Origin of the sequence: Metabacillus sp. B2-18, assembly GCF_021117275.1 — a bacterium.
In the GTDB taxonomy this organism is placed as follows: domain Bacteria; phylum Bacillota; class Bacilli; order Bacillales; family Bacillaceae; genus Metabacillus.
Map to the genome: position 1 here is coordinate 24,898 of NZ_CP088246.1, position 26,931 is coordinate 51,828.

Sequence of the window (26,931 nt, forward strand, 5' to 3'; positions counted from 1 at the left end):
TGGGTGAAAGTTAGAAAGAGCGCACAAGGATTCAATTACGATATGAATGCACGGTTGAGGAGATGAGGTGGAGAAATTGAGAGTACTTGATTCACAGTCGCTAGTCGATACGATGGATCAACGATCAAATGATTACGCAAAACTACGATCACAGCTAGAAACCTTACAAAAAACGTTTCAAGTGATTGTCCAACTAGACTCATTTGTCGGGCAAGGTGCCGATGCGATAAAAGGGTTTTATAAGGCTCATACGGAAGTCATAGATGCCTTGTTTTTATTAATAGATTGTCAAATTGCGTTTTTTGAAGGAGTAAAGCATAAATTAGTCAGTGAAAAGTTAGGTGCAGATACGGTTGTACATAGCAGCTTTTTAGAAGATGAATTAAGTAAAAGTGAAAGACAAGCGGTCGATATGGTCGATCAATATAGAAGTGAACTAAATAGCATCTTCCAAAAAATAAATGATATACTTTCCTTACAAGTATTTTCCACCTCAGACTTTCAGGCAAACATGGAAGAAGCACAAATGAATAGAGAAAAAACAATTGAAGCTGTTGAGAGGGTAGATCAAGAATTACTCAATGAATATATGTATTCCATCTATGAACAGGACAATGTACGAGCCTTGTTTCAGGCGTTACAAGATGCCACTTCAACAGGAGTAAGAATACAACCAATTTCGTTTGATGCAGAAGCTTTTCGTACGAGTGAAATCTATCAGCTTCAAGGAGGAGTAAAGTTTCATACGGATAACTACCTTCGGCTAAAACATAAAGAGCTTGAGAAAATTGGAATCCAAACCAATACAAGATACGAAGCTAATGGGAATCATGATGAGTTTAATTTGGCTGAGTTCTCTGGTTATCATGATTTACTTCGTGCCAGATACGGATTTGATCCAGTAACTGGATTAGAGCTGAGATTAGATGAACGATTGAATTATGCATTGTTAAATTATATTAGGTTTGGTTCTAGACCTGCCGTGGAAGATAGAGAAAACTATGAAACTGTTGAACTCACAAAAATTCCTCTTACAAAAGAAGAATTTGAAGCAATTCAAGAGGAACCCGTAGAAATTGTAGAGGTAATTGATGATGCAAAAGGAGAAAACTCTGGTGACTATTATGTATACGGAAATGGTTTAATCATCAGAGTATATGGGAATGTTTTTGAGAAAGTAAATAAGATACCACCGGATACACAAGGTGTTGCAAAAGGATTAGATACCTTTTTTGAAGGAACCCCTTTAGCAATACTAGAAACTGTAGTAAGTCCGAAGAATATCATTAAAAAGTTAATAAACAACATTGTAAAAAAACAAGTAAGTAAAGGTGCTTCTAAGCTTATTGTAAAACCCATTTCAAATATGAATGAGTTTTTTGATATGGAATTTGGAAAATCAGTAAGTAACTCCTTATCTAAATCTAAAGTAAAGTACGATGGACAATCGATTTATAAGGTAGAAAAGAAAACTGATAACCAGTATCTGAAAAAGGGTTATGGAGTTTATCTTGACGCATTACACAAAGACCATTTAGAAGTAATAGATAAGACAGGGAATGTGAAGTATGTCTTGAATTTAGATGGTACTTTAAACCCTGATAAGACTAAAAAAGCACTTGGACGAGTAGTTAAGGGATGGAAATAAGGGAGGTGGAATTAATATGGATAAAAAGTTAGAAGGAATATTAGACATATTAGTTAAACTAAATTCAAGTATTAATGTTGTAAATACAGAAGATTTAGATGAACAGTACGAGAACCTTGAAGATTTTAGAATATTAGCTAGAGATTTAGATATTATATTAAACAACTTTGATTCATTAGATAAGAACGATGGTGATGAAATAGAGAAAATGTTATTTGAACTTCATAGAATTATAACGACGTTTGAATGGCATTTCTCAGAAATCAGTGATTTAAACACAACAATATTAAAAGTTTATAAAGACAAAATCAATAACGTCTAGTAATGAGTAAGCCTTATATGAGTTTTATTTTTTTAAATAGGCTTTTATTAGGACATCTTCAGCAATTAAAGCGCGATTGTTGAAGATGATTCACTAGAAAATGATCAAAGTTTTTTATAAAAGAATAAACCGATAAAATCCTATAAGAGTATGTTTTGATCAACCTTTTTTCAAAACATACTCTTTTTATTTGCTTTTATGTCAAGATTATTAGTATCAATTTGATTAAAAATTTTTTTAAAGCAACACCTTGTGAAATATAGAGCCTGTTTTGATCAATACGTGTTTTCGATCAAACTTTTTTATAACCCAACAGATGCACAATTGTGAATCAATGACGCTTCCTTGCTCCAATGTGCATGCACAGAATGAAATTGTGCATGCACAAGGTGAAATTAGTGACGTTACCTTGCTCCAATGTGCACAGAAAAAAATTTACTGACGTTTGCTTGCTCCAATGTGCACAAATGTGAACTACTGACGTTACCTTGCTCGTATCAATAATTATTTGTTGAAAAAACCTTGATTTACCAACCTTTTAGGTACTTTTTTTGTGCACAATAGGATTATAAAATGTCTTTAATATAAACAAGAGTTAACAATATATCATTTAAGTACTATCAAGATGTCTTTATGCACCTGCACAATTGTGAATTAATGACGTTTCCTTGCACATAAATACTACTAATAAAATTTATATATATGACGTTAACATGCACAATTTATAGTCTCCAATTCTCTAAAACCCTTGATATATCAACAATATCTCAGTTATTTCTGTGCACATACTGATGAAGCTATGACGTTAACATGCTCGAATGTGCACGAATAAATGACGTTTGAGTGAACATAAATTTTTTCGACTTTTTTTTCAAACCCTTGATACGTACAGTTTCAAAGGCTGTGCATCTTTGTGCACAAGTCCTTAATTAAGAAGGGAATTTTGTGCACAACCGATTTGCTATAATACTGCATATTAGTAAATATTTCTACAAATGGTTACTAAATTCTAATGACAGACTAATTTAATTAGCCGATAGAATATATATGATAGACATTTACTATAAGCAAAGATTTAAACAGCTCTATCATCAAGTCACTACATAAAGGAGGTATGAACATGTCTATGGGAAAGATTAAAATTGATGGATTTAGAATGCACCAACATATTCTAGATGAATTCAGATATATTAAAGATCAATCCTTTGATAAGCCTACTGCCTCTGCATATGTAGTCTATTTAACTATGCTAAAACAAATGCACATTGAAAACAATCCAAGAGGGATTTTGAAAGAATATAACTTATCATACTGGGCTAAAAAGTTAGACATTCCTTATACCTCATTGTATGGTGGGAAAAAGTTTCTAGAGAAGTACCATTTTGTTAAAGAAGAGATCCAAAACGATTTACCAGTTTTGGTATTGAAAGATGTTGAAAAATTAAATACTCCCGAAAGAGAAGGCGTAAAATTAAACTACCTTCTTGTTCCGCACGCTCTTTTTGACACAAACATTTTGGCGGAGTTTGTACGTACTTCTAATCCAGAAGGTATTGAACTGCTATTATCTCTTTTTAACCAGTTTAGAACCAGTATGTCTAACAGAGGGATGATCTCACTAGATAAATTAAAGCAATCTCGAAAAATGTCCACCTTAAAAAAGAAGCTTAATAAAAAAGCCAAAGATGTTCGAAAAGTACTTGAGATTCTTGAAGCTCTTTTTGATATTGAATTTGAAGGTCTTTCTTATCGTAAAGAGCAGGTTTGGATTAAAAAGATCAACTTCTCTTTAAAACCTGAATGTGTAATTGAAGATACTGATGAGTTTGAAGTAAATCGATTATTAGCACAATTTTCACAAGAACTTACATATCGTTTAGATGAACTGCAAATTAAATATAAAGCTCGTGATAAGAAAGATATAATGATCGCTTTTAAACAAGAAGTAGTGTCATTTCTTTACCATTTAATCGACGAGGATGATAATAGTTACAAATACAGAGATAAATGGTTGAGATCCTTCTTCCTAAATACGCTTGATAGCGTGGTTGAACATATACACCGGGAAAAAGAGCGATTAGGTCACTTTAAGCTATATACAATTGGTGGTTTCTTTAGAAAAGTGTTTAGAAAGCAGTTCAAAAATGCTATTAAAGATATTCCATACGAATATATCCATGATGCAAAAATACGCGAATTCCAACTAACTGGAAGTAAACCGCTGCTTTCTACTATAATTTAAAATAGCCAGCCTAGTGAAATTGAAAAAATCCAATTTCTACTAGGCTTTTTGACGTTACCTAAAAAACTATTACTTATAAGCATAATCGGGGTTCAGGATAAATCTATCAATGTAAACGAGCACTATATCTCATCCAAAAACCATTCATTATTTTCAAATACTCACAGTTCACTATCTATACTTCTCCATGACAATGTGCTAAATTTTTTGCATATTATTAGGGGGGAGTTTTTTATTATGATCATTTCTTATGATTTTGGTTTAAGTTTAGTAGAATATGCCAAAAAGGGAATTAATAATGAGTTTCCATTATTTGATCAATGTCCAAACTGTAAATGTCATTCTTCGGGAAACTTACATAGAAATGGTTATTACTGGCGTTTTGGACTGACTGAGGAAGTGTCATTGAGAGTGCCTATTTGCAGGATGAAATGTTTACAATGCAAGGTTAGCTTTTCTATCCTTCCGGATTTCTTTATCCCTTACTTTCAACACACAATTGAAACCATTCTGCATAGGCTATATCGGATTCTAGAGGATAAGAAGGCTAATGGAAGTCGACAATTATTAAGGTTCCATCTTACGAGGTACTACAAGAGTATCAAATGGATTCATTCTTTTTTTGTCGCTTTGGGACAAGCAAGTGGATTTTCAAAAGATATAAAAAAAGAAGCCATAAAATATATGAAAAAGCTCCAAGATTTTGGCGAATCCACCTTCTTACGAAGGTCATGGGGGCATAGTTCATCCTACTTTATGGCACATTAATTCTACCATATTTTTAGAAAGATAAAAATATTATTCGTCCCACATACTTTTTTCATAGTCAGAAAAAATTGAAAAAAGTAGAATAATAATCATGGATGACCGGTCGTCCTTCTACTAAAAAGGAGGAAGATTCCATGAATGAAAAAGAACGTGAACAAGTGGCCTTATTTCGGTATGGTCTAATTGCCCCACTATTAAATGAACAGGTAGATGTCAAAGAGTACTTTGGAGAGTTGGCAGGAAAGGTTCACTCTATTCCTTATTATGGGGAGCGAACAGTGGCAGAGAAAACAATCAAGGAATGGCTGCTTCATTATCGCCGAAGTGGATTTGATGCATTAAAGCCGAAGAAACGGACTGATAAGGGGAATTCTAGGAGACTCACTGCAGAAGATCAGGATCAAATTCTTCATATAAGAAAAAAATTTCTCCATATGCCAGTGAGTGTTTTCTACGAACATCTCATTGACCTAGGAGAAATACAAAAAAACAAAATATCTTATTCAACTATAAATCGTTTATTAAAAAAACACAACCTTGTAGGTAAGAAAATAATCGCAATACCTGAAAGGAAAAGATTTGCCCATGATCGAATAAATCATCTATGGCAGGGGGATTTGTCTCATGGGCCTTACATTCCGATTGATGGTAAGAAGAGAAAGACGTTTTTAATTGCTTACATTGACGATTGTTCTCGGCTTGTTCCGTTCGGCCAGTTTTTCTCGTCAGAGAAGTTTGAAGGTGTAAGAGTTGTGACGAAGGAAGCACTCCTTCGGAGAGGAAAACCAACCGTGATCTATGCAGATAACGGCAAGATTTATCGTTCTGAGACGCTCCAATATGCATGTGCTCAGTTAGGTATAACACTGGCTCACACTCAACCATATGATCCACGTGCGAAAGGAAAAATCGAAAGACTTTTTAAAACCATTCAAACAAGGTTTTATCCTTTACTACAAGCAAAACCAGTTGATTCGTTGGAGGAGCTAAACGAGCGTTTTTGGAGGTGGCTTGAAGAAGACTATCATCGTCGTATTCACGCCTCTTTAGATGGGAAGACTCCACATGAAGTCTATCAATCTCAAGTAGAGAGTGTAACCTTCTTAGAGAATACGAAAATCCTAGATACAATCTTTTTGAAGAGAGAATATCGTAAAGTGAAGGCCGATAGTACGATTACGTTAAATAAACAACTCTATGAAGTACCTCCACGTTTTATAGGTCACTCGATTGATGTTCGATTTGATGAGACAGGTATTTTTGTGTTTGAAAACGACCAAAAGGTCGCTGAGGCTGTTCCTGTATCTATGACAGATAATGCACATTCAAAGAGAGTGCGTTCTCCATTTAACTTATCGGAAGATACGGAGGGAATAAACCATGTATAAGACATTCTATTCCTTGGCTCAAACTCCATTTTCAAAAGATTTGCGATCAACCGATGCTTTTCGGTCGAGCGATTATCAAGGGGCTCTTGGAGCACTTGATTACCTAAAGAAGTCAAGAGGAATGGGGCTTCTTATTGGAGATCCAGGCGCTGGAAAAACATTTACGTTACGATCATTTAAAGAATCATTGAATCCTTCCCTTTACCACGTTGTTTATTTTCCTCTTTCTACAGGAGGAGTAATGGATTTTTATCGTGGATTAGTCTATGGACTTGGAGAAGAACCAAAATTCCGTAAGGTTGATTTATTCCGACAAATACAAGAAGGGATCGAACGAATGGCAAACGAGCGAAAGGTTACTCCTGTTTTTATTCTAGATGAAATGCATATGGCAAAAGATGCATTTCTGCAGGATTTAGCCATTTTATTTAACTTTCAAATGGATTCAAGTAATCCTTTTATCTTGATATTAGCTGGATTACCGCATTTAAAGACACGATTATCTATTAACCATCACCGGCCACTCTCCCAGCGTTTAATTATGAAATATGAAATTCAGCCCTTGGATAAAGAAGAAGTTACAGAGTATATCGACCATCACATGAAACTAGCCGGTTCAAAAATACCAATTTTTACGGAAACCGCAATTGAAGCCATTGCCCTGCGTTCTCAAGGCTGGCCCCGTGTAATCAACAGACTGACAACCAATAGTTTACTATTTGGAGCACAATTAAAAAAAGAACAAATTGATGATGAAGTTGTGCGCTTAGCTATCGAAGATAGTGGGATATGAAAACAGAAGGTATTATTATATTCGATCGAGAAGAAAAAGAGTGGAAATTGTGGGTGGGTCACTGTGACTACTGGATACAACAAGGATATTCTTTTGAACTATTGATAAGAAATCAATATTTTCAAGCCTTTCTTGAGAAAGACTTAGATTGGTTTATTACGTTAGTGGATGAGGTCAAACTTGTGTTGCATATAAATGAAGTCTATAAAGTTAGAGTTGAACTAGAGAACTTTATAAAGGTTTCAGACCCGATTTAGGGTCTTCTTTTTTGTTTAAGAACTGAAGTTATTTGATCAAATTTTTTCAAACTCAGGATTAAAGTGAAAAAATAAGCACATTATTTCAGATAAACTCCCGAAGTAATTTGAAAACGGAGTGCTGAACTAATGTGCTCGTTTACACTATCAACTATATCAATTTTTTATCCTTTTTTTATGGAAACTATTTACGAATGTTTACCTGTTAATATGTTAATATTGAATACTAACTTGTGTATATGTTGAAATAATGTAAATTTGCCTCTTGATATGTAAACAATTTAAATATAAGTATGTTAACATGTGTTTTTAACGAGGTTAATCTAGTTAATATGTTATAAATACGATATATAACTTCTAGCTAACCCTCGAAAACTCTTTATTTACAAGGGTTTTCTCTACCTTTTTTATATTTGCTTATTATTATTTGTATTTTTTATTATTACTGTTCTTTTTTATTAATATATGTTTCTTTTACTTTTATATGATATTTAACAATGGAAATAGTAATAAAGTAAGTAATAGTATCTAAATTGATTTAAGAATATATCTTTGATAGACTGTATAGGTAAAGTTTCCAAGATGCTCAAATGAGCCTTAAATAGAAGATATAAGCCCTATGGGTGGTATAGACAAATACAGTCTGCCCCATAGGGCTTTTTTGTGTTTTGGAAGCTCTATTTATACACATTTTAGGAGGAATCAAGGTGAATTCAGAAATTAATAAAATTGAAGATCGAAAACGAAAGCTATCAACACTATCTAATGGAATTTGGTATTACATTACAGCAGGAAGTAATCATTCAAATTTGATTACAGGTATTAAATTAGATGATGAAAGTATTTTTATAAAATATATAGGTGGTGACTTTGAAGGAACTCCGTTTACTTTTTCATTTAAGCTTAGTAAAGCTGCTATGGATGAAATGTGGAAATATGAATTTAATACACTATATAACGGTAGCATTGATCTAAAAGTTATTGATCTTGATTGGGTAAGTGATATTGCAACAATTCCCTATACTTTATTAAATGACTTATCAATTTCTCCTAAATATACAAATCATATCGAAGGGTAAAAATATAATTACCAAAGGCAATAGGATTATCCTTTGCCTTTTCTTTTTATTAAGGATACCAGGAGGGATTTTATGATGAATAAAACATTTAGAATTGAGGATAGAGTTTATTTTGCTACATCTGCAAGAAAAGATGAAATAGAAATTATAAAAAAGGTTAGACCAGCTAATCTATTAGTATCTTTTGCATTATGGAGAGAAAAACATAAGGACAAATGTTTAAAGAAAGATCTCATTCAAAAAATTGGTTATACACCTAAAAGTAAAATTGTAGATAGTGGAGCATTTACGTTTGGAAACATTGATATAGGAATAGAAGAAATTATTGAAACCTATAAAGAAATGATAGAGGAAGATGGAAAGGAGTTTACTTTTGAAGAATTTTCTTGGTGGTGGTTCAATGAGTTTCCAGAAATGGAATATTGTGAGGATAAAAATCAATTTCTCCTTTTTGAACAATATATTAATTTTATCCTTGCCAATCAAAAGTATATAGATTATTGTATCGCATTTGATACAATGGGTAGCAATGAAACGGGATTATTAACATTTAAAGTGATGCAATCTCTTGGTTTAAATGTTATACCTGTGTATCAAGCAGCAACTTTTCTTGGTAGAAAAGGTGATACAAAATCGGGATTTTGATGTGCTTAAATATTATACAGACCACACACAATATATCGCTATTGGAGGGACTGCTATATCGAGAATTAAAGGATATACTAAAAAATTTCGTATTAAAATCATACGAGAGATAATGGAAATGTATCCTAATCGTCATTTTTCATTTACTTGGTACTCTTGCCCTTATATAATTGAAGCTTGTCCAGATTTATATTCAATCGATGGACAAGCTTGGCTAGTTAAAGTAAATGATAGAAAACAAAAACTATTGTTGTCAGAGAAGAAAATTGAAGGGAAGATCGAGTATATCAGGTCAAAGAAGACTGATTTAAATCTATTTAATTTTCATTATGATCATTCTAATTTTGAAACTCTATTAGCGATAAAACCTTCATTTACATAAGTGTTAATATAAAAAAACAGTTGTGTTGTAGTATATATAATAATTTGATAGACTAATTATATAAAGTTTTCTTTTTGCTCTATAATGAGCCTTGTATTGAAGTGTTAAGCCCTATGGGTGGTATTTTCTCTAAGAGGAAGTATGCCTATAGGGCTTTTTTGCATTTCTAGAAAGCTTTATTACACATTTTAGGAGGATGAAAGAATGGAAACACTTGATGTAAAGAAGGCTGGAAAAGAGTTAGCTGCACCTTTTGCTCCAGATGAAATTGAGTGGAGAGTATCGCGAGTTAGTGTTAACAGTCGAGGGCCGCAAGCTATAGTTGTACCTTATGTTTCTTCGAGAGCTATCCAAAATAGATTTGACAATGTAGTTGGATGGGATCGATGGGAAAATAAAATTCAACAATTACCGAATGGTGCATTTATTCAATCAATTAGTATTAGGATAGGTGAGAATCAAACAATTACAAAGTGTGATGGAGCTGATCCTACAAATTTTGAGGAAACCAAAGGAGGAATTTCTTCGGCACTAAAGCGTACCGCTGTGCTTTTTGGAGTGGGGAGGTACTTATATAACCTTAATGAAGTTTGGGTTGAAGTACACGAGAAAAGAAAAACCGATAGAGATATCTATACTTACCACAAGGATAAGAAGGATCAATCTAAAGATGTTAGAGGTTACTTTACTCCTCCCACATTACCAAATTGGGCATTACCAGAGGGCTTTGGACATGAGCAGTCCCCGTCTAGAAATGACTTGTCATCTCAAAAACACCACAATCAGCAATCTAATACAGTACCAGCTGGCATGGTTGAATGTATTTTCAAAGATATGGTGGAGAAACAATATGACGACGGAGTAGTTTATGAGATTTGCTTTGAACAAGGTGGTCAAATTTGCGTGATCTATGCGATAGGCAAAATGGCTGAGGAAATCAAAAAATTACAATTGAAACCAGAGGATAGAGTTGCTATATCTTCTGAAGAACATCGAGGGCAATGGGTACTTAATAACGTTGTAAAAGTAGGTTAATAAATTACTAAACTTGGAGGAATCATATATGTGGAATACATTTGAACTAATCGGGAATTTAACAAAAAAACCAGTGCTTCGAAAAACGAACTCAGGAATTCCTGTGACAAATTTAGATATTGCTCATAATTACTGGGTAGGAGAAGAGAAAAGAACTGATTATCTGCAGGTAACTTTATGGAAAGACAATGCTGTTAATGCATGTAAGTATCTTGATACAGGTAGGCAAGTTTTCGTTAACGGAACAATTAAACCTGTAAAACAAGAGATCAGTAATAAAAAGTATACGTTTAATGAACTTCATGCAGAATCTGTAAAGTACTTAGGCAGCAATAATCAAGGTAACAGTAATCATCAAAATAATTCTTCTGACCAACAAGGTCAACTAAACAGTTACCAGGAAGATAATTATACACAAGTAGGTAATAATCCATTTCAAAGAGGTAATGAGAACCAGAATTATGGTTCTAACCCTTTTGAGCAAAGAAATACAAACCCGTTTGGAAGATGATTTTAATAACGAGAAAGGAGTAGCTTTTTAGCTGCTTCTTTTTATATTTTTTATAGGAGGAAGGATTTATGTCTAAAAATGAAGAATTTCAATTAATAGGTGCTGCTAAACTAATGGAAGATTTATTCTTAAATGGTATCTATCAAAGAAGGAAAAGTTCTAAAGAGTTCCTTGACCAACTAAAGCATACTATGAGAAAAACATTCTCTAATTATGAAACAAGAAGAAATGAATTTCATGGTATTGTGGCCAAGTTTGTTAGAGATCCCATTTATAAAACTGATACTATATCATTTAAAGGGCTTTTAAATGATATAGGAATACTACATAAAGTAGTTAAACTGAATTATTCGTTTATAAAAGATGATGAGGATCTAGTTGATTTACTTGCAGATTATTCCTATCCAAAAGAATTTTTTGCTCAAATTTATTTGAATAAAAAAGGCAAAAATGAAGTGGATAAAAGAGAATTCCTATTCGATACATCATTAGAAGGTATAGCAGAATTATTCAAATCTGAAAAAAGGAATATTGATAGGTTGGAAGAAAAATATCGTAATACTTTACTAGATATAGAAAAATGTCCTATGCTTAAACAAGCTGGAACTCTAAAATGTAATTATGGAACAATTAAACTTAGGGAGAAAGATGTTGTTTATGATGTAGAATCTATCTTTAAAGAATTTGGTTCACATTTTTTATTGGAGTATGGACAAATATCTATGGAGAAAGTAGAAGAATATATTATCAAGGGTTTCTTATCATACAAAGAAATAGAGAAGTATAGGAAGTTAGTAGATATTCCTTTGAAGTTCTTTGTAATGGATATTGAAACAGAACGAAAGAGTATGGAAACCTACCAGTACATTTCAATGCAAAAAGCACAAGCTAAACGCTATGCTTAGTATCTTTGTGAGGAATGTAGAAGGATAAGTTAGTAAGGGGGATGACATGCCGACTGAAATTACTAAAAAGGCAGATTTCTTTTATATTCTCGTAGATTATGGTGACAAGGGACCTTATCTTATGATGAAAGTAGATAAGAACAGTCATTATTTTAAGACAGTTGGGGAGTATAAAGATTTAAGTGAGTTTGATCCTATACAGGCTAAAACTATGCTAGATGAAGGTATTAAATTCTTTAAAGAGGCTCGTAATGCTGTAGACTATTACTTTAAACAGCTAGGTATCGGGGAAGAAAACAAATAAATATTACACTTTAGGAAGACTTTTTTTATGCTGCGGCATATGAAAGGTCTTTTTTTATTGCACATTTTTTTAGGAGGAAATATAATGAAAAATACAAAAACGAAGGTTAATCGTCAAGAAAAAGTGAAAGAAGCTTTTGAATTAGTGAAAAAGGGTGCTGTAGATATTGCTAAAAGTTCTAACTTTCAACGTTTTTTAAAATTTTCCGCATCATTCCACAATTACTCTTTCAGAAATCAACTATTGATCTGGATTCAAAAACCAAGTGCTACATTTGTTGCTGGATTTGAAACATGGAAAAAAAGAGGAAGGTATGTGAAAAAGGGAGAGAAAGGGATTATGATTTTAGCTCCTATGAAAATCACCAGAAAAAACGATGAACATGAGGAAGATGAAGAATTTATGTTATTTCGTCCAATATATGTTTTCGATATATCTCAAACAGAAGGTGAACCTATCCCTTCAATTGGTGAATATGTCAAGACTTTAAATGGAGAGACGGATCTTTATGAAAAAATCAAAGCTATAAGCCCATTTCCTGTAACAGAAACTACAGATTGTAAGGGTGCTGATGGTTATTACCGCATTAAGGAAAAAGATATTTTCATTGATTCTAAAAATTCTACGTCTCATAAGTTGTTAACTCTAATTCATGAAATGGGTCATGGGTTATTACATGCAGATAGAAATAACATTCCGAGTAAAGCAGTGAGAGAAATTGAAGCTGAATGTGTTGGATTTGTGACCTGTCATGCTTTAGGTATAGACACTTCTGAAAATTCTTTTGGGTATATTGCTTCCTATGGAAGAAGTAGGTCAGATGAATTAATTGATAAAAGTAGAGAAAGAATTAATAGGGCTGTACATCGAATCTTAGGAGACTTCGAGGATACTTACGTTGCAATAGAAGATAAAGAGCTTGTATAAAATAGGAAAAAACCAGATTTCTTGAGTAGAAGTCTGGTTTTTTAGTTTATTAAAGCTGGGTGAAAATGTAGAAATTCATCGTGATAGCCTATATAGGTATAGTCAGTATTGAATTTTTCTTGAGATATTACTAGCTCAGGCTGCGTTTCGTCGTTTAAACAAACAAGTATATAATCTCTCCCTAGGAGATCATTAGAAAAACAATAATAAAGCCTTTCTCCGCTTAGCTCTCTATATATATCCCATTTCTTTAGTACACTCTTGCTGAAAACAAATTCCATTTCCATGTATGTCCTCTTCTCTAAATGGGTTTACTTGACGTGTGATAGTAAATTATATTCTGACATTTCAGGTAAACCATAATATTCTTTTGCGTCTAGGTATAATTTTTGGCGCTCTTCTTTTGTTGTAGAACTATACATATCTTCAAACGACATATTGCCCTTTTCTGAGAGGTAATACATTGTAATCATCTTTGGATAATTAGATACATCAAGGTAAAATCCGTTTATAAGTTTTTTTGAAAGATATCCAAAGCAAGGCAAATCTGTTCCAAATTCTTTAATAGCTCTCTTTTTAGCTTTTTTGATTTTATGATGTAAAGAAAAATCAAAGTATCCACCAGATAAGACAACAATAAAATAACCCAAACTTATAATGATCCAAAGCATTACCCATAAAACAAATAGGCCTTTTATTTGAAACCAAAATGAATCTCGAAATCTAGGCTCATTAGGTACAACACCAATATCTATCATAAAGTTCATGAATTCTGGAATCAAAGAAAATAAAAATAAACTTCCAGAAAATATTCCTAAACCTAATAATATTCTCATAGTATCACCTCATAGGTTCATTTTAATTATACGTATAAATGTATAATGTAGCAATTAAACTAATTATACAGTATCATTTTACCTCATACAACAAATTCTGTAATAAAAGTATTGTCATATATGACCTTTTTTTGTAGAATGAAGACAACTTAATATTTTCGCATTCATGCGATTATTTAGGCGGAAGACGCAAAATAATCCTTTTTAAAAAGGGTTGTTTTGCGTCTTTTTTTTTCAAATATTATATGGAGGTAAGTTTATGAAAGGAATTAGTATTGAAAAATTCGTTAAAGAGGTTATTCCCTACGCCTTTGTATTCGCATTTATGAGTACACTTATTTTCTTTACTGGTGTAGAGAGTGCTTCAGCGACTGTTCCGACGATTCCTGGTGGGTCTGGAGGTAGTGATGTGACTACTATCAATACTATCTTAACAGGATGGATTACTAATATTCGTATAATTGGAGCAGTAGTAATAGTTATTGCGATTGTTCTTGCTGCGATTATGATTGGTATTTCAATGGGGAATTCAGCTAAAAGAGCACTGGGTATTTCTGCTTTAGTTAGTGCAATAGTAGGAATTATTCTTGTTTTAAAAGCGCCTGACCTAGCAAACTATGTTATTACTCAATCTGGTAGTGGGAGCTAAACAATAATAGTATGACCTTACACTTCACTTGTAAGGTCTTTTTTTAAAGAGTAGGAGGAATTTATATGCGTACTAGAATGCCGTTTAATACTGAAGCGGAACGGAAAAGCATTAGAGGGGTTTCGTGGAGACAAGCAACTTACATTTTATTTGCTGCATTAGTTTACCTATCAATAGCTTCAGAGATTTTATTTTCAGGAAGATTCACATTTATTGTTGGATTTGTTCTTTGTGCATTGACTTTGCCAATAACAGCACCTTTTCTGATTTTGGCATTTTTAAAGAATGGGAAATCAGGATACTACTACGATCAACATCTTATATTTCTTTCGAAGTTTAAGAAATCTCAAACAGGTATCTGGAGGCAATAACATATGTTAACTAATTTAATAATGATTGTACTAATTGGTCTCGTAGTATATTTCTTTGGTTACCCAATCATGGGAAAACCATATCCATTTAACCCTTTTAAAAAACGAGGGAAATCTAAAAAGAATAATTTAGGAACAAAACGAGGAAGTGAAGACACACAAGAACTTAAAGTGAACTTCCAAGAATTGATCGGGGTTAAAGGGATTCATGGTGAAGTAGTAGAGCTGAATGAAGCTGGTGAGAGCCGTCACTTTATAGGATTAATTAAAACTGAATCAATTAACTATTTACTAAGAAGTATGAATGAACAACAAACGACTGATTTATCATATGAGCAATTATTAGCGCAGCTTAACTTAGGGCCAGGTCGTGAAGTTAACGTAGGGATTCATATTCAATCGAGACCAATTGACTTGTCTGAACAATTAAAACCATACCAAGAGTCATTTGAACAATTAAATCCGATTGCACAGAGATATGGAGAAACGATGTTCTTCCCGTACATGGAATATTGGCAACAAACAGTAGATGAGTTTGATTACCATAGTTATTTTACTGTTGACCTTTATTACGACCAAAAGCTCTTAGAAGATCTAGATGAAGATTCAATTATTTTAAAGGTAAGAAATGAATTCAATCGAGTTGCTCAAATTATTGTACGTAACTATGCCAATATGGGCGGAAGAAGTAATATCTGTTCTGAAAGACAGCTTTATGAGGCATTATATTTTTCAGTAAATAAACAAACAGGGAGCATTGAACATTTCAACCGTTTTATTGAGAAAGATGGTATTTTATCACCATTTGTTACGGGGAAAGAATCAAAACCTAAAGTTAGATTTGAAGAATATGGAGAGGAGACAACAGAGTATGGGGCTATTTAAAAAGAAGAAGGCTGCATCGCCTGAATTAACAGAAGAACAAGATATAGAACAAGAAGAGAGTAGAGCAAGTAAAAAAGGAAAAAAAGCTAAAGAGGATTTACACGCTGTAGCAAGACAAAGTTATTTCGATAAAATTGGTTCAGCAGGTGTGCATTTTCCTGAACATGTTAAAGATCGTGCATACCAATGTGACCAAAGAGCAGGTGCAGAATATTCTTCTAGGTCCTACATTTTAGATTTTGGTAATACCTCTATATCTACAGGAGAATTAGAGACATTGTATCGTGCAGGAGCTAGTAATATAACGTTTCACCTTACTAAACTCACTAAAAACCAAGCGACTCGTAAATATAAGAATGCAGTTACAGACGAAGGTTCTCGTGTTATTCAAGCGAGAAAGTCAGGAAACGATATTGAGGAAAACGAAGCTCTAAAAGCAAGATCAAACGCAGAACGCCTGCTGGATGAGATTAGTGATGGTTACAATGATGGTTTCTTAGGTACAATGGTTGTTACGTTATTTGCAAAGGACGACAAGACCCTTGATAACATAGGAATGTTAATCCAAGATACCTTAGAACATAACGAACATAATCTGAGACCGTTGTACGCTCGCCAAAAGGATGGATGGTTATCAGCTCTACCATTCTCGGGTAATCGACTTACCGCAACAGTTGATAGAAGATTCTTTGATAGGACTTCAATTGTTGCTGCTTCTCCATTCTATTCTTCTAAAATTCCATTCAGCGGTGGTGTACCTGTTGGTACGAATTTACACAATCAAAATATGGAATTTTTAAATGTATTTGCCCCTTACTTAGATAACTATTCTTCTCTTATAGTTGGTGCCTCTGGTTCTGGTAAATCATTCAGTAACAAGTATATTTCCAGTTCACAAGTATTACTAGGATATCGGATCTTTAGTATTGATCCTGATGGGGAGAATGGACCTATATGTGTACTTATGGGCGGAAAAGAGGTTGAGATACGTGAAGGTGGATCTTGTACAATTAATATTTGTGCTTTGACCGAAGAAGAAATTGAACAGACTTTACCAAATGGAAGAAGAGTTTCAAAAGTTATCGTACCAATAGGTTCAAAAGTTGGTAGATTAATAACGTTCTACAATAAGTTGTTAGATGGAATCTCTTCACTTGAAAAGGAATTATTAAAAAAAGCAATTATGGATGTAATTGAAGAATGGGGTATTACAGAGAATCCAGAATCACTGTATGAAAATGAAAAAACTCCAGTTAGATTATCAAATGGAGATATTACGTATAAAAAACAACGTAAACCTGAATTTACCCTATCTGATATCTACAAACAAATATTAAAGAATACAACCTTAGGATATAATCTGCATGATTTTTCATATCAAGAAATTATTGATCCTGATGCGAGAAGATTAATTAAGGTATTAAGAGGATACCTAAGAGATCGACCAGATGGAAAAATTCTCGATGGTGAAACCCAGTTTAATGGGGAGAAAATCGATAACCTACTTGATGATATATGTTGGGTAAACTTTAACATGAAAGCTGTTGAAGGATCTGATATATACGACATTATCATGCATGTCCTTACCCTATTAGGATGGGAATACTTCGTTAAGAGGCCTTCTTTACGTAGATTTAAAAAACGCTTGAAGATCGAGGAAGCATGGAGAATGAAAAGAATTGATGGTGCTATGCAATTCGTTGAGGAATTAGCACGCCGTAGTCGTAAGTATCAGGCGGGTGTAGATATTATTACACAGGATTTAAATCCGTTCTTAGAAGATTCAGATGGACAAGCAGTTGTAAAGCAAGCAACAAGTGCATTGTTCCTTCGATTAGGTTCAGTTGATGATGAGGAAAAACGAAAATTGCAGTCAATTTTTAACTTGTCTGAGGGTGAACTACAAATCATTTGTCGTAAGCCTGCTGAATCAGAGGATTCCCAAACTAAAGGGGAAGGAATACTTCGTGTTGGTGGATCTTCTGCATATGTAAAAGTACAAGTTAGTGATGAAATGCGTGGGTTTATTGATACTGATACGGACTATCTAATCAATAATGGTCTTCTACCAGGCTTAGAAGAGTATGACAAGCAGGAAGAAGAAGAAGTTAGAGAGGCGTCATTAGTATGACGCTAAATACACTTGAACAACAGTTAAAATCAGATAAGAAAAGAAGAATTGCGTTTATTTTGATCCTATTGTTGATGTTCTTCCCTGGTTCAGCTGCACACGCTGCTGAAAGTAAGTGGTACGAAAAGCCGTTTGCTTTCATGTTTTCAAAACTATTTGAATGGATATTAGAGCCATTCATAGGACTACATGAACCCGCTTATTATATTTTCTATCAAGGAGCAGGGAAGATATGGGGATTGTATACACAGGAGCAATATAACAGTGCTATATATAATGGATTTAACATGATGCTGTTTGTTGTTGGTTTTTTACTCTGTGGTGCTATTGTCATGATGGGGATTCAACATGGATATGCAAAATTTTCCTCAAGTATGAAATCTGACATAACAGATAATTTTTTGAAGGTTATCTTGGGGATTGTTTTACTTTTTCAGTTCTTCCCGCTTGTTAATTCATTTTTTACTTTAAATCACTATTTTGTACAAATGTTTGAAACCGGTATTACTGATCCAGTTAGTCTAAGAGATTTAGGAGCTACTGTTTTGACTAGTCAAGACGGGAAAACAGCTGGTGAAAAGATTGAGTTTACTGATTTATCTTCTGGAGAAGGTGACAACTGGATAAAGGATGCTATCGTTTCCTTTTTCTCTCTAGGAGTTTCAATTTGGTTTAAAGCTTATTATACTCAACGCTTAATTATGATTAGCGGTTTAATACTTCTAGCACCTGTATGGATATCAACTATTTTTTTTCCTAAGCTACAAGGTATTACAAGCTATGCTATGAAGGAGTTATGGGCACAAACAATTGCTCAAACTATTCATGCAGCAATATTTTGGTTGTATTTCTGGTTGTTTGATAGCAACACAGATTGGTTGACATATATTATTGCTTTATCTATCTTTATCCCAGTTTCAGAGTCGCTTCGTTTTGCAATGGGGGCTACTTCTGAGAGTGGTGGAAAGTTAGCCATGATTGGTACTGCTGCTGGCTTTGGTTCTCTTATGCATGGAACTAAAGCGGTAGGTGATATAAAGAATGGAGTTAAAAATGGTTATGCAGAGAGTAAAGGGTTATTTGATGGATCTTCAGGGAAAGGTGGACAAAGTAGTAAAGGAAACACTGGAATGTCAATGATGGCCATGAATAATGGGAAATCTGGCGGTGCAATGAATTCCTTAAACCCTATGATGGGAATGAATGAGGAGCGTCAATATGGAGGTGCTGTTCAAAACGTTAGTTCAAATCCTAGTAAATTCACTCAACGTATGAGAACGGTTGGGCATGTTGCAGGTGGAGTTGGATCAGCTATTGGGCGAATGGGAGGAAATGCAACTGGTTTAGGTGTAAGTCCCTTTGGTCAACACATTATGGCTGAAGCGGGGGCCAATATGGGACAAAGTGCTGGATACGGTTCTGGAGTCGTTGGTTTTGGTGTCGGTAAAGGAATGACTGACAAAGCAAAGAACTTCGGTCAATCAATAAAAGGTAATTTTGAGGAAAATCCATTAATGACTCGTGAGCAATCTCGTGAGCAAAATATGAACCCATTTCAACAAGCTGGTCGTAATCTTGGAACTGTTGCAAGTAACCTCGGAAGAGCAACAGGTGATGCGATGGTTTCTCCCCAATTTAGAAACAGTCCACAGGCTCGTAGAGAAACTTTACAGCGTGCAGGTGGTGTCATGGGTGAAGCCCTTTATGGTAGAGGTATTGGATATCAAATGGGGGCAGATGCTGCCACAAGTGTAATGGGTAAAGGTGTAGAAAATCCGCAACTTGGTAGACTTGATCAAGGGGCAGACTATTCAGTTGTTACAGAAAGGGACAGAAGTTATTTAGCTGAAAAAGGTCCAAATAATACTCTTACACCTATATCTAATTATGGTCCGGGTGATCCAAGTCTACCTAAAAATGCTAAGGTTATGCAGGATCATAAGATTACAACTAGTGATACGGGTGTTATAAGTATGAATCCTACTTCTGAAAAGTATGCTACACAACAAGTGCAAAGTCCTAATAATGGAAAAATGGACGTTCAAACATTTAAGGTTGATAATTCAGTGAAAACTCCACATGTTAGCACGTTTATCGACAGTAATACGTCAGAGGTAAATTCAAATGAACCACCAATTAGAACTAATTTGGTTCCTAAAATAGATGAGCAACCTTTGCCTAATATGAATCAACAGGGTTCAATGCCAAATAAGAGTGAAAAAGTACCACCAACCCAACCGATAGTACCTAACAATAACCAAATTAATAAAGGGGATAACTCCACATTAATTCCTAACAAACCAATAGTTCCACCTACAAATAACAATAATTTCCCTCCTAAGAAAGATTGAGGTTATATAGATGGGGAATGCTTTGGAAAAAACGAAAGAAAATGCTAAGCAGTATGCCAAACAATACGCTAAACGAAAAGTTAAACAGTTAGTAAAGAAAGTAATTAGGAAAGTACTTTTAAAAGTTTTAAAGAAATTAGCTCTATATATAGGTAAACTTTTATTAAAGGCTTTCCTTAGTCTTGTAGCACTAATAGGAATACCAGGTACTATAGTATTTTTAGTTATTACTATTATCGGTGGTGCAATTTTAATAGTTGCTCCTAGTCTTGAATGGTTCGGTGATGATTCACCTATCACACCGGAAGAAGCAAAGAAACAGATTAATCAACTAATTCTAGATTCTAGTGAGTTAGAGCAATATAGACCTCCCTTTAAATTAGTTACTGCCATAGATGCAGTTAGAATATTAAAGGAAGATAAACAGCCTTGGGAAATTGATCCTGAACCAATTGTTAACGGGCTTGCACCAGATTTTGAATATGAAACCCATGAAGATACTTATGAGATAAAAAAGGTGATAGAAACTGAAGTAACCACCTACACTTATTCCAATATGGGAACCGAAGGATGTCAAACTAGGGAGGAAATTTCAAGTGCATTTTGTTCTGAACGAGAAGAACATAAACATATTGAAACCGAAACAATTATTGAAAAAGAAACTGTAAAGAGGGAATTCTTAAAATCCGCTCATGCTTGGAATACTCTTGATACTTTTTATTATAAAGAAGTTGATGTTAATGGAGAATTCGCAAAGCAAAGTGAGAACAAAGAAGGTAATACAAAAACGACTACTTACAAGCGGTTGATTAAGGAGTGGCAACTCGATACAGTCAATAATATAAAGAATTACGAGAAGTTTGACAGTACAATTACGTCATTACAATTTAAAGATGATGATATCAATTTATTGGTAGCCTCACTTATAGAAAATGGTATTCATATGGATGGATATACCGGATCTTATTTCGATGTATTTATAGAAAATGGAATGGGTATGATAGTTCCACAAGAATATATGGAAATATATATAGCTGCTAATAAAAAATATGGAGTTGACTGGAATTATCTAGCGGCACACCATTTTATTGAAACTCGATTCTCAACTATGGACCCAATGATATCATACGTGGGAGCTGAAGGCCATATGCAGGTGCGACCATAAGGTCATATAAGAAATCTCCTTTTGCATGGAGTAGGCAAGACTACAAAGCCTATCACTACCAAACTTATCCGTGAGGGAAACCAAATATCGGGGAGTGTAGCATGTTTGGAAAGCTATAAGTTATCGAATCATCACGATACGACTGAATAGCGAAGTGAAATGATGTAAACGAGGATAAAAGCTAAACTGCTTGAATGACAGTCCGAGGGGGTTATTGGCCCACCTATGACGGAAGATGATTACCTACGTTATACAACGAAACGTATTAGCTAATTGGAGACTCATTACGAAATACACACTGATTAACTGTATGTCAGATGTGAGTAGTCTATCGTTGACCAACTATAATAAGTAGTAAAGGGCGAACGTCATATCCGACATTATATCAAGCTTGTTCTTATATGTGCTAAATGGTGATTACCTACGTCAGAACGCTTTTATAAAAGCTATGATAAATTGTATCTGAATATCTGATATGGTAACGGAGTTCTCGTAGTAGTCCGAGATGGGGAAAGCCCATTACATGGCGAAGGGGAACAGCTTATCAAGTCTAACTAAAATTGGAAAGGAGCGTGAGGCTCTATGAGAAGTCCAAACACTGTGTTAGACAGTCTAGAAAAACAGTCAATACGCAAAGATTACAAATTCGAACGAATCTATCGAAATCTTTATAATGTAGAATTCTATTTAATGGCTTACGCAAGGATTAATGCGAAGGAAGGCAATATGACACAAGGTGTCGATGGACAAACCATTGATGGGATGAGTCTAGAACGTATAGAACGATTAATTGAAAGTATGAAAGATTGTAGTTATCAACCTAAACCGTCCAAAAGGGTATACATTCCAAAAAAGAAAACTGGTAAAAGACCATTAGGCATACCATCTTTCGAAGATAAACTCGTACAAGAAGTAGTAAGGTTGTTAGTCGAAGCGATGTATGAAAAAACATTTTCTCCACATTCTCATGGGTTTCGACCAGAAAAAAGCTGTCATACAGCACTCATGCAAGTAAAAGACAGATTTACCGGAGCAAAATGGTTTATCGAAGGAGATATTAAAGGTTTCTTTGATAATATTGATCATCACAAGTTAATAACACTACTTAAAAGAAGAATTGAAGATGAGAAATTCATCAATCTGATTTGGAAGTTTCTGAAGGCTGGCTATCTAGAAGACTGGCACTATCACAAAACGTACAGTGGTACTCCGCAAGGGGGTATTATCAGTCCAATCCTATCAAATATTTATTTACATGAACTTGATGAATTTATCATGTCTTACAAGGAGAACTTTGATAAAGGAAAAGGAAGAAGACGACTAAAAGAGTATCGTACACGTGAAGCCAGACTCTACCGTGCGAATGCTAGGTATAAAGAGAAATGGTCTGAAATGGATGAAATAGAAAAAGAAGAAGCACGTCAACACTTGGACGAGTTGAAAAATCACATGATGGAATTACCCTATAAAGACCCTATGGACGAAAACTACAAACGAATACAATACGTGCGATACGCCGATGATTTCATTATTGGGGTTATTGGTAGTAAAAAAGATTGTCAGCAAATAAAACATGACATCAGTAATTTTCTCAATCAAGAAATGAAAATTGAATTGTCTCAAGAAAAAACGCTCATTACTCATTCTAGTAAAAGAGCAAGATTTCTTGGATATGACATCAAAATTAGTCATGATAATAAAACGACAAAATACACGGCTAGTGGACATAAACAAAGAACAAGAACAATGAGCTGTGAACTATTACTACCTTATGAAGTTTGGCGTAATAAATTAATCGAATATAAAGCGTTAAAAATAGATAAAAAAACAAACAAATGGGAGTCTACACATCGAGCACATCTTTTACAAAATGATGACCTTGAAATATTGACCATCTATAATGCTGAAATAAGGGGTTTGTATAACTATTACAAACTAGCGAATAACGTATATAAGCTAGATGGATTCAAATTCATCATGGAATACAGCATGTACAAAACTTTCGCTAATAAATACAAATCAAGTGTAAGAAAAATTCATAGAAAATACAGTATAAACGGAGACTTTGCGGTAAGGTATGATACTGCCAACGGCAGTAAAATTGCTTACTTCTATAAAGATGGATTCAAAAAACAATTACTCCCATCTTCATACTCTGATGTTGATGTGATTTCTAAAACAAGGAACATTATTTATAACCGAACAGGTTTAATCGAAAGATTACTTGCAGGTCAATGCGAATGGTGTTACTCAAAAAATGTAGAACTAGAAATCCATCACATTAAGAAACTAAAAAACCTTGATGGCAAAAAAAGATGGGAAAAGCGTATGATTGAACGAAACCGTAAGACGATGGCGCTCTGTAAGAAGTGTCATCTCGATCTACACAACGGTAAGTTAGATTGATAGGTGGAGAGCCGTATACGCCGAGAGGTGTACGTACGGTTCGGGGAGGAGTTCTTGGAAACCTAGTATAGAAATATGCCAAGGCGCTGGGTTCTTACTCTACTTCATGCCTTGTACCTGGGTTGGTTGGCAAGATCCTACATGTAGCGGTAATGGTAAAGGTAATATATCAGAAAGTAATAAAAAGAGCATTTCATATATTAGTAGAATGGGAGGATATGGAACAGACGGGAATAATGATGGTGAGGCAGATATGTGGAACATATGGGATGCAGTTTTTTCATCCGCACACCTTTTAAAGGATAATGGTTTTTTAGAAGATAAACGTAAAGCGATTTATAGCTATAACCATTCGAATGCCTATGTTGATGAGGTTGTACACTATGCAGAATTATTTGCTTCAAATACTGGTGGTACTCCAGAAGTAACCAAAGGAAAATTTATGCGACCTTCTTTAGGGCCCATCACAAGTCCGTTTGGTCCTCGTTGGGGGAAATTACATGCTGGTATTGATATTGGTTCAAATGCTTCAACAGACCCTATTGTAGCCTCTGCGGATGGCGTTGTAGTTAGGTCCTATACATCTTCAAGTTATGGAGAATGTATTATGATAAAACATAATATCGAAGGTGAAACTTATACTACGGTTTATGCTCATATGGTTACTGGTAGTAGAAGGGTTCAGACGGGACAAACAGTTCAAAAAGGGCAAGTGATTGGAATAAAAGGAACAACAGGTAGCTCTACAGGTGTACACCTTCATTTTGAAATTCGTAAAGGGGATTGGTCAACAAATAAATCAAACGCTATTGATCCAATAGGATCAGGGCTCCTGCAATTAGATTAGTAGGTGATGAAGTATTAAGAGATTTATATTATTCTTTACTGGATATATAGTTTTAATGGTTATTGGTGCTGGAGTCTATTTATTATTTTTTAAAACTAACTCGGCTGATATTGCACAAGGGAAAGAATTAATGAATGTACTAGACGAGAGTTTAGTACATTCTTCAGATGATGAACATAATCATAGCCATGATCATAATGAGGCTGGTTATGACTATGATGTTGAAATTATAGAAGAATTTCAATCTGTTGGTAATACGATTGACTTTATGGCGGCTACATTGATAGAAGAAGAGAGGGAGTATTTTTCTTCACTTTTTTTACCTGAGAACCTTTCTAAATCAATGTTTGAGTATAGTGACGATCCTTCAAGTGAGGATGTCATTCTTCAAATGATAAGAGAAATTAATAGAGAAGGAAAATTAATTGAAGTGAATTGGGAATCTCATATAACAGAAGGTAAATCCTTTTCAAGGGATGATCAAGATATAAATCTTCAGCTTATTTACAATGATAATAAGATATCAACTGCAAAAATAGATTTGCAATTGGTGGGAACAGAACATTTTAATAGCGAAAGAATATACTATATAAATAATAGTCCTAAAAACTTTGTTGACCAGGTAAAAGAGAACCTAAAAGGTCTATGAAAAAGTAAATAAAAGCCAAAAAAGCGACTCCGAAGAGCCGCTTTTTTGTTACACATTTTAAGAGGATGAAAAAACATCCCTTTAAAAATTTTAGGATACATTAATAATAGCATTTATATTCATATTTATCAATTGCTATTTTAGCTTTCAAACTTCTCTATTCTTGGATGATATTTCTAGTTTATGTCCAAATTTAGGTAAAATATTTGCATTCACACTTTTGCTTTTGAAGGAACAGGAGTAGTAGTACTCTGTTCTTTTCCCGTGGCTCCTTGCTTTTTAATCTTGTCAAAGAGTGAATTTTTTTCAAAAAGCACTTTGTCACCTCCAATAATAGCTGTGTAATTAAATATAGGATAATAACTGAACTCGCAAATACAGTAAATCCCTTAATTGCGTTAATATAAGACACTGCCTTTTTATGAGATGAAAGTCTCACGTACGGTATGAACAAGAGGAAAAGGGAGCGATAACTATCTAACACAACCGGTTGGAAGGGGGAGTGCTTTTGTGCCTAACTAATGGAGTATGAATAATCTAGTATTATACGGATGGAAAACATTGAATTGTTATTAATCTAATACTATCTATCTGTATTTTTTCTTTAAGTAACTCCGTTAATAAGAGTATAATAGAGGAGCATTAGAATTATATACTTGAAGTAGGAGAGGTCTGATTGAGAACAAATAAATACAAAGCGAAACTAAGTGGTTTCAAAGCAACTCCAAGTGCAAATATACCTAAAATGCATGAAGATCTAGAGTTAATTAAAGACAGTAATGAACTACTATCAGATTTATTTAATGTAATACTGAAACAAAACCAATATTATGGTATTCGTTGGTTAATGGGACTGGAAAGATATGTTTTAGACCAATCAAAAAAAATTCCTCGTATCTTTAGGAAAAATCTATCTAGAGGCCATATAGTGGAAGTTGAGTTATTTGGGCATTTTAACAAAGAACTAACATTTTTACATCCTGCAGTAGTATTGTTTGATAATAATAAAGGGCAACTTCTTGTAGCACCTATTACTTCGGGAAAACACGGAGATAGTGATCCTCTTCATATTGATGTTGATTCAAGTGATGGACTTCATCATGAAAGTGGAATTTGTTTAGAGGCTATTCGTGGGGTAGACAAAAATAGGGTTTTATATCAACATTCAAAAGATGGAAAAAATGCAAAAGTTAGATCAGAAGTATTGGATAAGATTGATTTAGCAGTTATGGAGCATTTCATGCCTAATATGTTTAAAAAATTTAAAGATGCAGAAATTAAATTAATTGAGGAACAACAAAAAAATAAAGAATTAATGGATGAAATTGAAACATTGAAAGAGCAATTGAAACAAAGTGCATACCAGACAGCGGCTGCTACTCTAGAGGAATAAAATATTGCAATATGATGGAATATGTAGTAAAGTATCAGTATA

The 26,931-nt window shown here is 34.0% G+C and carries 27 protein-coding genes; 25 read left to right on the forward strand and 2 right to left on the reverse strand.

From position 1 onward, the window contains the following. Positions 1 to 67: 67 nt before the first annotated feature. The 15 genes from LPC09_RS25760 (at position 68) to LPC09_RS25830 (ending at position 13,206) form a co-directional block, all read left to right on the forward strand. Entirely contained in the window at positions 68 to 1,648 is a 1,581-nt protein-coding gene (locus tag LPC09_RS25760) for an LXG domain-containing protein (RefSeq protein WP_231309840.1), read from the forward strand. 16 nt (positions 1,649 to 1,664) lie between these two features. Then, entirely contained in the window at positions 1,665 to 1,970 is a 306-nt protein-coding gene (locus LPC09_RS25765) for a hypothetical protein (protein WP_212137967.1), read from the forward strand. A 1,120-nt stretch (positions 1,971 to 3,090) separates the two neighbouring features. Continuing rightward, on the forward strand, positions 3,091 to 4,212 hold the full coding sequence (locus LPC09_RS25770) for a hypothetical protein (RefSeq protein ID WP_231309841.1): 1,122 nt from the start codon (positions 3,091 to 3,093) through the stop codon (positions 4,210 to 4,212). Between the two features lie 237 nt (positions 4,213 to 4,449). Beyond that, positions 4,450 to 4,980: a DUF6431 domain-containing protein gene (locus LPC09_RS25775; protein WP_231307537.1), complete on the forward strand. Its 531-nt coding sequence runs from the start codon at positions 4,450 to 4,452 to the stop codon at positions 4,978 to 4,980. A 134-nt stretch (positions 4,981 to 5,114) separates the two neighbouring features. Further along, entirely contained in the window at positions 5,115 to 6,368 is a 1,254-nt protein-coding gene (locus LPC09_RS25780; protein WP_231307536.1) for a DDE-type integrase/transposase/recombinase, read from the forward strand. Then, positions 6,361 to 7,161: an ExeA family protein gene (locus LPC09_RS25785; RefSeq protein ID WP_231307535.1), complete on the forward strand. Its 801-nt coding sequence runs from the start codon at positions 6,361 to 6,363 to the stop codon at positions 7,159 to 7,161. The genes LPC09_RS25780 and LPC09_RS25785 overlap by 8 nt, the downstream gene beginning before the upstream one ends. Beyond that, positions 7,158 to 7,418, forward strand: coding sequence for a hypothetical protein (locus LPC09_RS25790; RefSeq protein ID WP_231307533.1), 261 nt, complete (start codon positions 7,158 to 7,160; stop codon positions 7,416 to 7,418). Before LPC09_RS25785 ends, LPC09_RS25790 begins: the two co-directional genes overlap by 4 nt. A gap of 707 nt (positions 7,419 to 8,125) precedes the next feature. Next, complete coding sequence (locus tag LPC09_RS25795; RefSeq protein ID WP_212137968.1) at positions 8,126 to 8,497, forward strand: hypothetical protein; 372 nt, start codon at positions 8,126 to 8,128, stop codon at positions 8,495 to 8,497. A gap of 75 nt (positions 8,498 to 8,572) precedes the next feature. Continuing rightward, the gene (locus LPC09_RS25800; RefSeq protein ID WP_212137969.1) at positions 8,573 to 9,142 is read left to right on the forward strand and encodes a hypothetical protein; all 570 of its coding nucleotides are present in this window, start codon (positions 8,573 to 8,575) and stop codon (positions 9,140 to 9,142) included. A gap of 1 nt (position 9,143) precedes the next feature. After that, the gene (locus tag LPC09_RS25805) at positions 9,144 to 9,524 is read left to right on the forward strand and encodes a hypothetical protein (RefSeq protein WP_231309842.1); all 381 of its coding nucleotides are present in this window, start codon (positions 9,144 to 9,146) and stop codon (positions 9,522 to 9,524) included. Between the two features lie 204 nt (positions 9,525 to 9,728). After that, complete coding sequence (locus LPC09_RS25810; RefSeq protein ID WP_212137971.1) at positions 9,729 to 10,559, forward strand: Rad52/Rad22 family DNA repair protein; 831 nt, start codon at positions 9,729 to 9,731, stop codon at positions 10,557 to 10,559. 28 nt (positions 10,560 to 10,587) lie between these two features. After that, a complete protein-coding gene (locus tag LPC09_RS25815; protein ID WP_098796822.1) occupies positions 10,588 to 11,070 on the forward strand; it encodes a single-stranded DNA-binding protein in 483 nt (160 codons plus the stop codon). A 68-nt stretch (positions 11,071 to 11,138) separates the two neighbouring features. Then, on the forward strand, positions 11,139 to 11,975 hold the full coding sequence (locus tag LPC09_RS25820) for a hypothetical protein (RefSeq protein ID WP_098796820.1): 837 nt from the start codon (positions 11,139 to 11,141) through the stop codon (positions 11,973 to 11,975). A gap of 46 nt (positions 11,976 to 12,021) precedes the next feature. Next, positions 12,022 to 12,279: a hypothetical protein gene (locus LPC09_RS25825; protein WP_098796817.1), complete on the forward strand. Its 258-nt coding sequence runs from the start codon at positions 12,022 to 12,024 to the stop codon at positions 12,277 to 12,279. Between the two features lie 84 nt (positions 12,280 to 12,363). Continuing rightward, positions 12,364 to 13,206 carry an ArdC-like ssDNA-binding domain-containing protein gene (locus LPC09_RS25830; RefSeq protein ID WP_098796815.1) on the forward strand — a complete coding sequence of 281 codons (843 nt, stop codon included), beginning with the start codon at positions 12,364 to 12,366 and terminating at the stop codon, positions 13,204 to 13,206. A 41-nt stretch (positions 13,207 to 13,247) separates the two neighbouring features. On the opposite strand, the gene LPC09_RS25835 is transcribed toward LPC09_RS25830, so the two are convergent. Both LPC09_RS25835 and LPC09_RS25840 read right to left on the reverse strand, forming a co-directional pair. Continuing rightward, the gene (locus LPC09_RS25835) at positions 13,248 to 13,493 is read right to left on the reverse strand and encodes a hypothetical protein (RefSeq protein WP_098796812.1); all 246 of its coding nucleotides are present in this window, start codon (positions 13,491 to 13,493) and stop codon (positions 13,248 to 13,250) included. A 24-nt stretch (positions 13,494 to 13,517) separates the two neighbouring features. Then, positions 13,518 to 14,042: a hypothetical protein gene (locus tag LPC09_RS25840; protein WP_098796809.1), complete on the reverse strand. Its 525-nt coding sequence runs from the start codon at positions 14,040 to 14,042 to the stop codon at positions 13,518 to 13,520. A gap of 259 nt (positions 14,043 to 14,301) precedes the next feature. Between LPC09_RS25840 and LPC09_RS25845 the strand changes: the two genes are divergently transcribed. The 10 genes from LPC09_RS25845 (at position 14,302) to LPC09_RS25890 (ending at position 26,889) form a co-directional block, all read left to right on the forward strand. Further along, positions 14,302 to 14,691, forward strand: coding sequence for a hypothetical protein (locus tag LPC09_RS25845; RefSeq protein WP_098796806.1), 390 nt, complete (start codon positions 14,302 to 14,304; stop codon positions 14,689 to 14,691). A gap of 65 nt (positions 14,692 to 14,756) precedes the next feature. Beyond that, complete coding sequence (locus tag LPC09_RS25850) at positions 14,757 to 15,062, forward strand: PrgI family protein (protein WP_098796804.1); 306 nt, start codon at positions 14,757 to 14,759, stop codon at positions 15,060 to 15,062. A 3-nt stretch (positions 15,063 to 15,065) separates the two neighbouring features. Continuing rightward, complete coding sequence (locus LPC09_RS25855) at positions 15,066 to 15,947, forward strand: hypothetical protein (protein WP_098796801.1); 882 nt, start codon at positions 15,066 to 15,068, stop codon at positions 15,945 to 15,947. Further along, entirely contained in the window at positions 15,934 to 18,078 is a 2,145-nt protein-coding gene (locus LPC09_RS25860; protein ID WP_098796800.1) for a VirB4 family type IV secretion system protein, read from the forward strand. Before LPC09_RS25855 ends, LPC09_RS25860 begins: the two co-directional genes overlap by 14 nt. Then, on the forward strand, positions 18,075 to 20,429 hold the full coding sequence (locus LPC09_RS25865) for a hypothetical protein (protein ID WP_231309843.1): 2,355 nt from the start codon (positions 18,075 to 18,077) through the stop codon (positions 20,427 to 20,429). The genes LPC09_RS25860 and LPC09_RS25865 overlap by 4 nt, the downstream gene beginning before the upstream one ends. A gap of 22 nt (positions 20,430 to 20,451) precedes the next feature. Continuing rightward, the gene (locus LPC09_RS27520) at positions 20,452 to 21,594 is read left to right on the forward strand and encodes a lysozyme family protein (RefSeq protein ID WP_331275817.1); all 1,143 of its coding nucleotides are present in this window, start codon (positions 20,452 to 20,454) and stop codon (positions 21,592 to 21,594) included. Positions 21,595 to 22,176: 582 nt separating this feature from the next. Then, on the forward strand, positions 22,177 to 24,000 hold the full coding sequence (locus LPC09_RS25875) for a reverse transcriptase/maturase family protein (protein WP_098796793.1): 1,824 nt from the start codon (positions 22,177 to 22,179) through the stop codon (positions 23,998 to 24,000). Between the two features lie 106 nt (positions 24,001 to 24,106). Beyond that, entirely contained in the window at positions 24,107 to 24,847 is a 741-nt protein-coding gene (locus LPC09_RS25880) for a M23 family metallopeptidase (RefSeq protein WP_098796791.1), read from the forward strand. Positions 24,848 to 24,902: 55 nt separating this feature from the next. Beyond that, positions 24,903 to 25,496 carry a hypothetical protein gene (locus LPC09_RS25885; protein WP_098796790.1) on the forward strand — a complete coding sequence of 198 codons (594 nt, stop codon included), beginning with the start codon at positions 24,903 to 24,905 and terminating at the stop codon, positions 25,494 to 25,496. 676 nt (positions 25,497 to 26,172) lie between these two features. After that, the gene (locus LPC09_RS25890; RefSeq protein WP_231309844.1) at positions 26,173 to 26,889 is read left to right on the forward strand and encodes a type II toxin-antitoxin system PemK/MazF family toxin; all 717 of its coding nucleotides are present in this window, start codon (positions 26,173 to 26,175) and stop codon (positions 26,887 to 26,889) included. Positions 26,890 to 26,931 lie beyond the last annotated feature (42 nt).

Excerpts from the sequence above, each read along its gene's own strand:
- LPC09_RS25840 (WP_098796809.1), bottom strand. The coding sequence starts at position 14,042 with ATGAGAATATTATTAGGTTTAGGAATATTTTCTGGAAGTTTATTTTTA.
- LPC09_RS25865 (WP_231309843.1), top strand. The coding sequence starts at position 18,075 with ATGACGCTAAATACACTTGAACAACAGTTAAAATCAGATAAGAAAAGA.
- LPC09_RS25835 (WP_098796812.1), bottom strand. The coding sequence starts at position 13,493 with ATGGAAATGGAATTTGTTTTCAGCAAGAGTGTACTAAAGAAATGGGAT.
- LPC09_RS25815 (WP_098796822.1), top strand. The coding sequence starts at position 10,588 with ATGTGGAATACATTTGAACTAATCGGGAATTTAACAAAAAAACCAGTG.
- LPC09_RS25790 (WP_231307533.1), top strand. The coding sequence starts at position 7,158 with ATGAAAACAGAAGGTATTATTATATTCGATCGAGAAGAAAAAGAGTGG.
- LPC09_RS25770 (WP_231309841.1), top strand. The coding sequence starts at position 3,091 with ATGTCTATGGGAAAGATTAAAATTGATGGATTTAGAATGCACCAACAT.
- LPC09_RS25810 (WP_212137971.1), top strand. The coding sequence starts at position 9,729 with ATGGAAACACTTGATGTAAAGAAGGCTGGAAAAGAGTTAGCTGCACCT.
- LPC09_RS25860 (WP_098796800.1), top strand. The coding sequence starts at position 15,934 with ATGGGGCTATTTAAAAAGAAGAAGGCTGCATCGCCTGAATTAACAGAA.
- LPC09_RS25850 (WP_098796804.1), top strand. The coding sequence starts at position 14,757 with ATGCGTACTAGAATGCCGTTTAATACTGAAGCGGAACGGAAAAGCATT.
- LPC09_RS25845 (WP_098796806.1), top strand. The coding sequence starts at position 14,302 with ATGAAAGGAATTAGTATTGAAAAATTCGTTAAAGAGGTTATTCCCTAC.
- LPC09_RS25875 (WP_098796793.1), top strand. The coding sequence starts at position 22,177 with ATGAGAAGTCCAAACACTGTGTTAGACAGTCTAGAAAAACAGTCAATA.
- LPC09_RS25785 (WP_231307535.1), top strand. The coding sequence starts at position 6,361 with ATGTATAAGACATTCTATTCCTTGGCTCAAACTCCATTTTCAAAAGAT.
- LPC09_RS25765 (WP_212137967.1), top strand. The coding sequence starts at position 1,665 with ATGGATAAAAAGTTAGAAGGAATATTAGACATATTAGTTAAACTAAAT.
- LPC09_RS25880 (WP_098796791.1), top strand. The coding sequence starts at position 24,107 with ATGCCTTGTACCTGGGTTGGTTGGCAAGATCCTACATGTAGCGGTAAT.
- LPC09_RS25780 (WP_231307536.1), top strand. The coding sequence starts at position 5,115 with ATGAATGAAAAAGAACGTGAACAAGTGGCCTTATTTCGGTATGGTCTA.
- LPC09_RS25855 (WP_098796801.1), top strand. The coding sequence starts at position 15,066 with ATGTTAACTAATTTAATAATGATTGTACTAATTGGTCTCGTAGTATAT.
- LPC09_RS25885 (WP_098796790.1), top strand. The coding sequence starts at position 24,903 with ATGGTTATTGGTGCTGGAGTCTATTTATTATTTTTTAAAACTAACTCG.
- LPC09_RS25825 (WP_098796817.1), top strand. The coding sequence starts at position 12,022 with ATGCCGACTGAAATTACTAAAAAGGCAGATTTCTTTTATATTCTCGTA.
- LPC09_RS25820 (WP_098796820.1), top strand. The coding sequence starts at position 11,139 with ATGTCTAAAAATGAAGAATTTCAATTAATAGGTGCTGCTAAACTAATG.
- LPC09_RS25775 (WP_231307537.1), top strand. The coding sequence starts at position 4,450 with ATGATCATTTCTTATGATTTTGGTTTAAGTTTAGTAGAATATGCCAAA.
- LPC09_RS25800 (WP_212137969.1), top strand. The coding sequence starts at position 8,573 with ATGAATAAAACATTTAGAATTGAGGATAGAGTTTATTTTGCTACATCT.
- LPC09_RS25830 (WP_098796815.1), top strand. The coding sequence starts at position 12,364 with ATGAAAAATACAAAAACGAAGGTTAATCGTCAAGAAAAAGTGAAAGAA.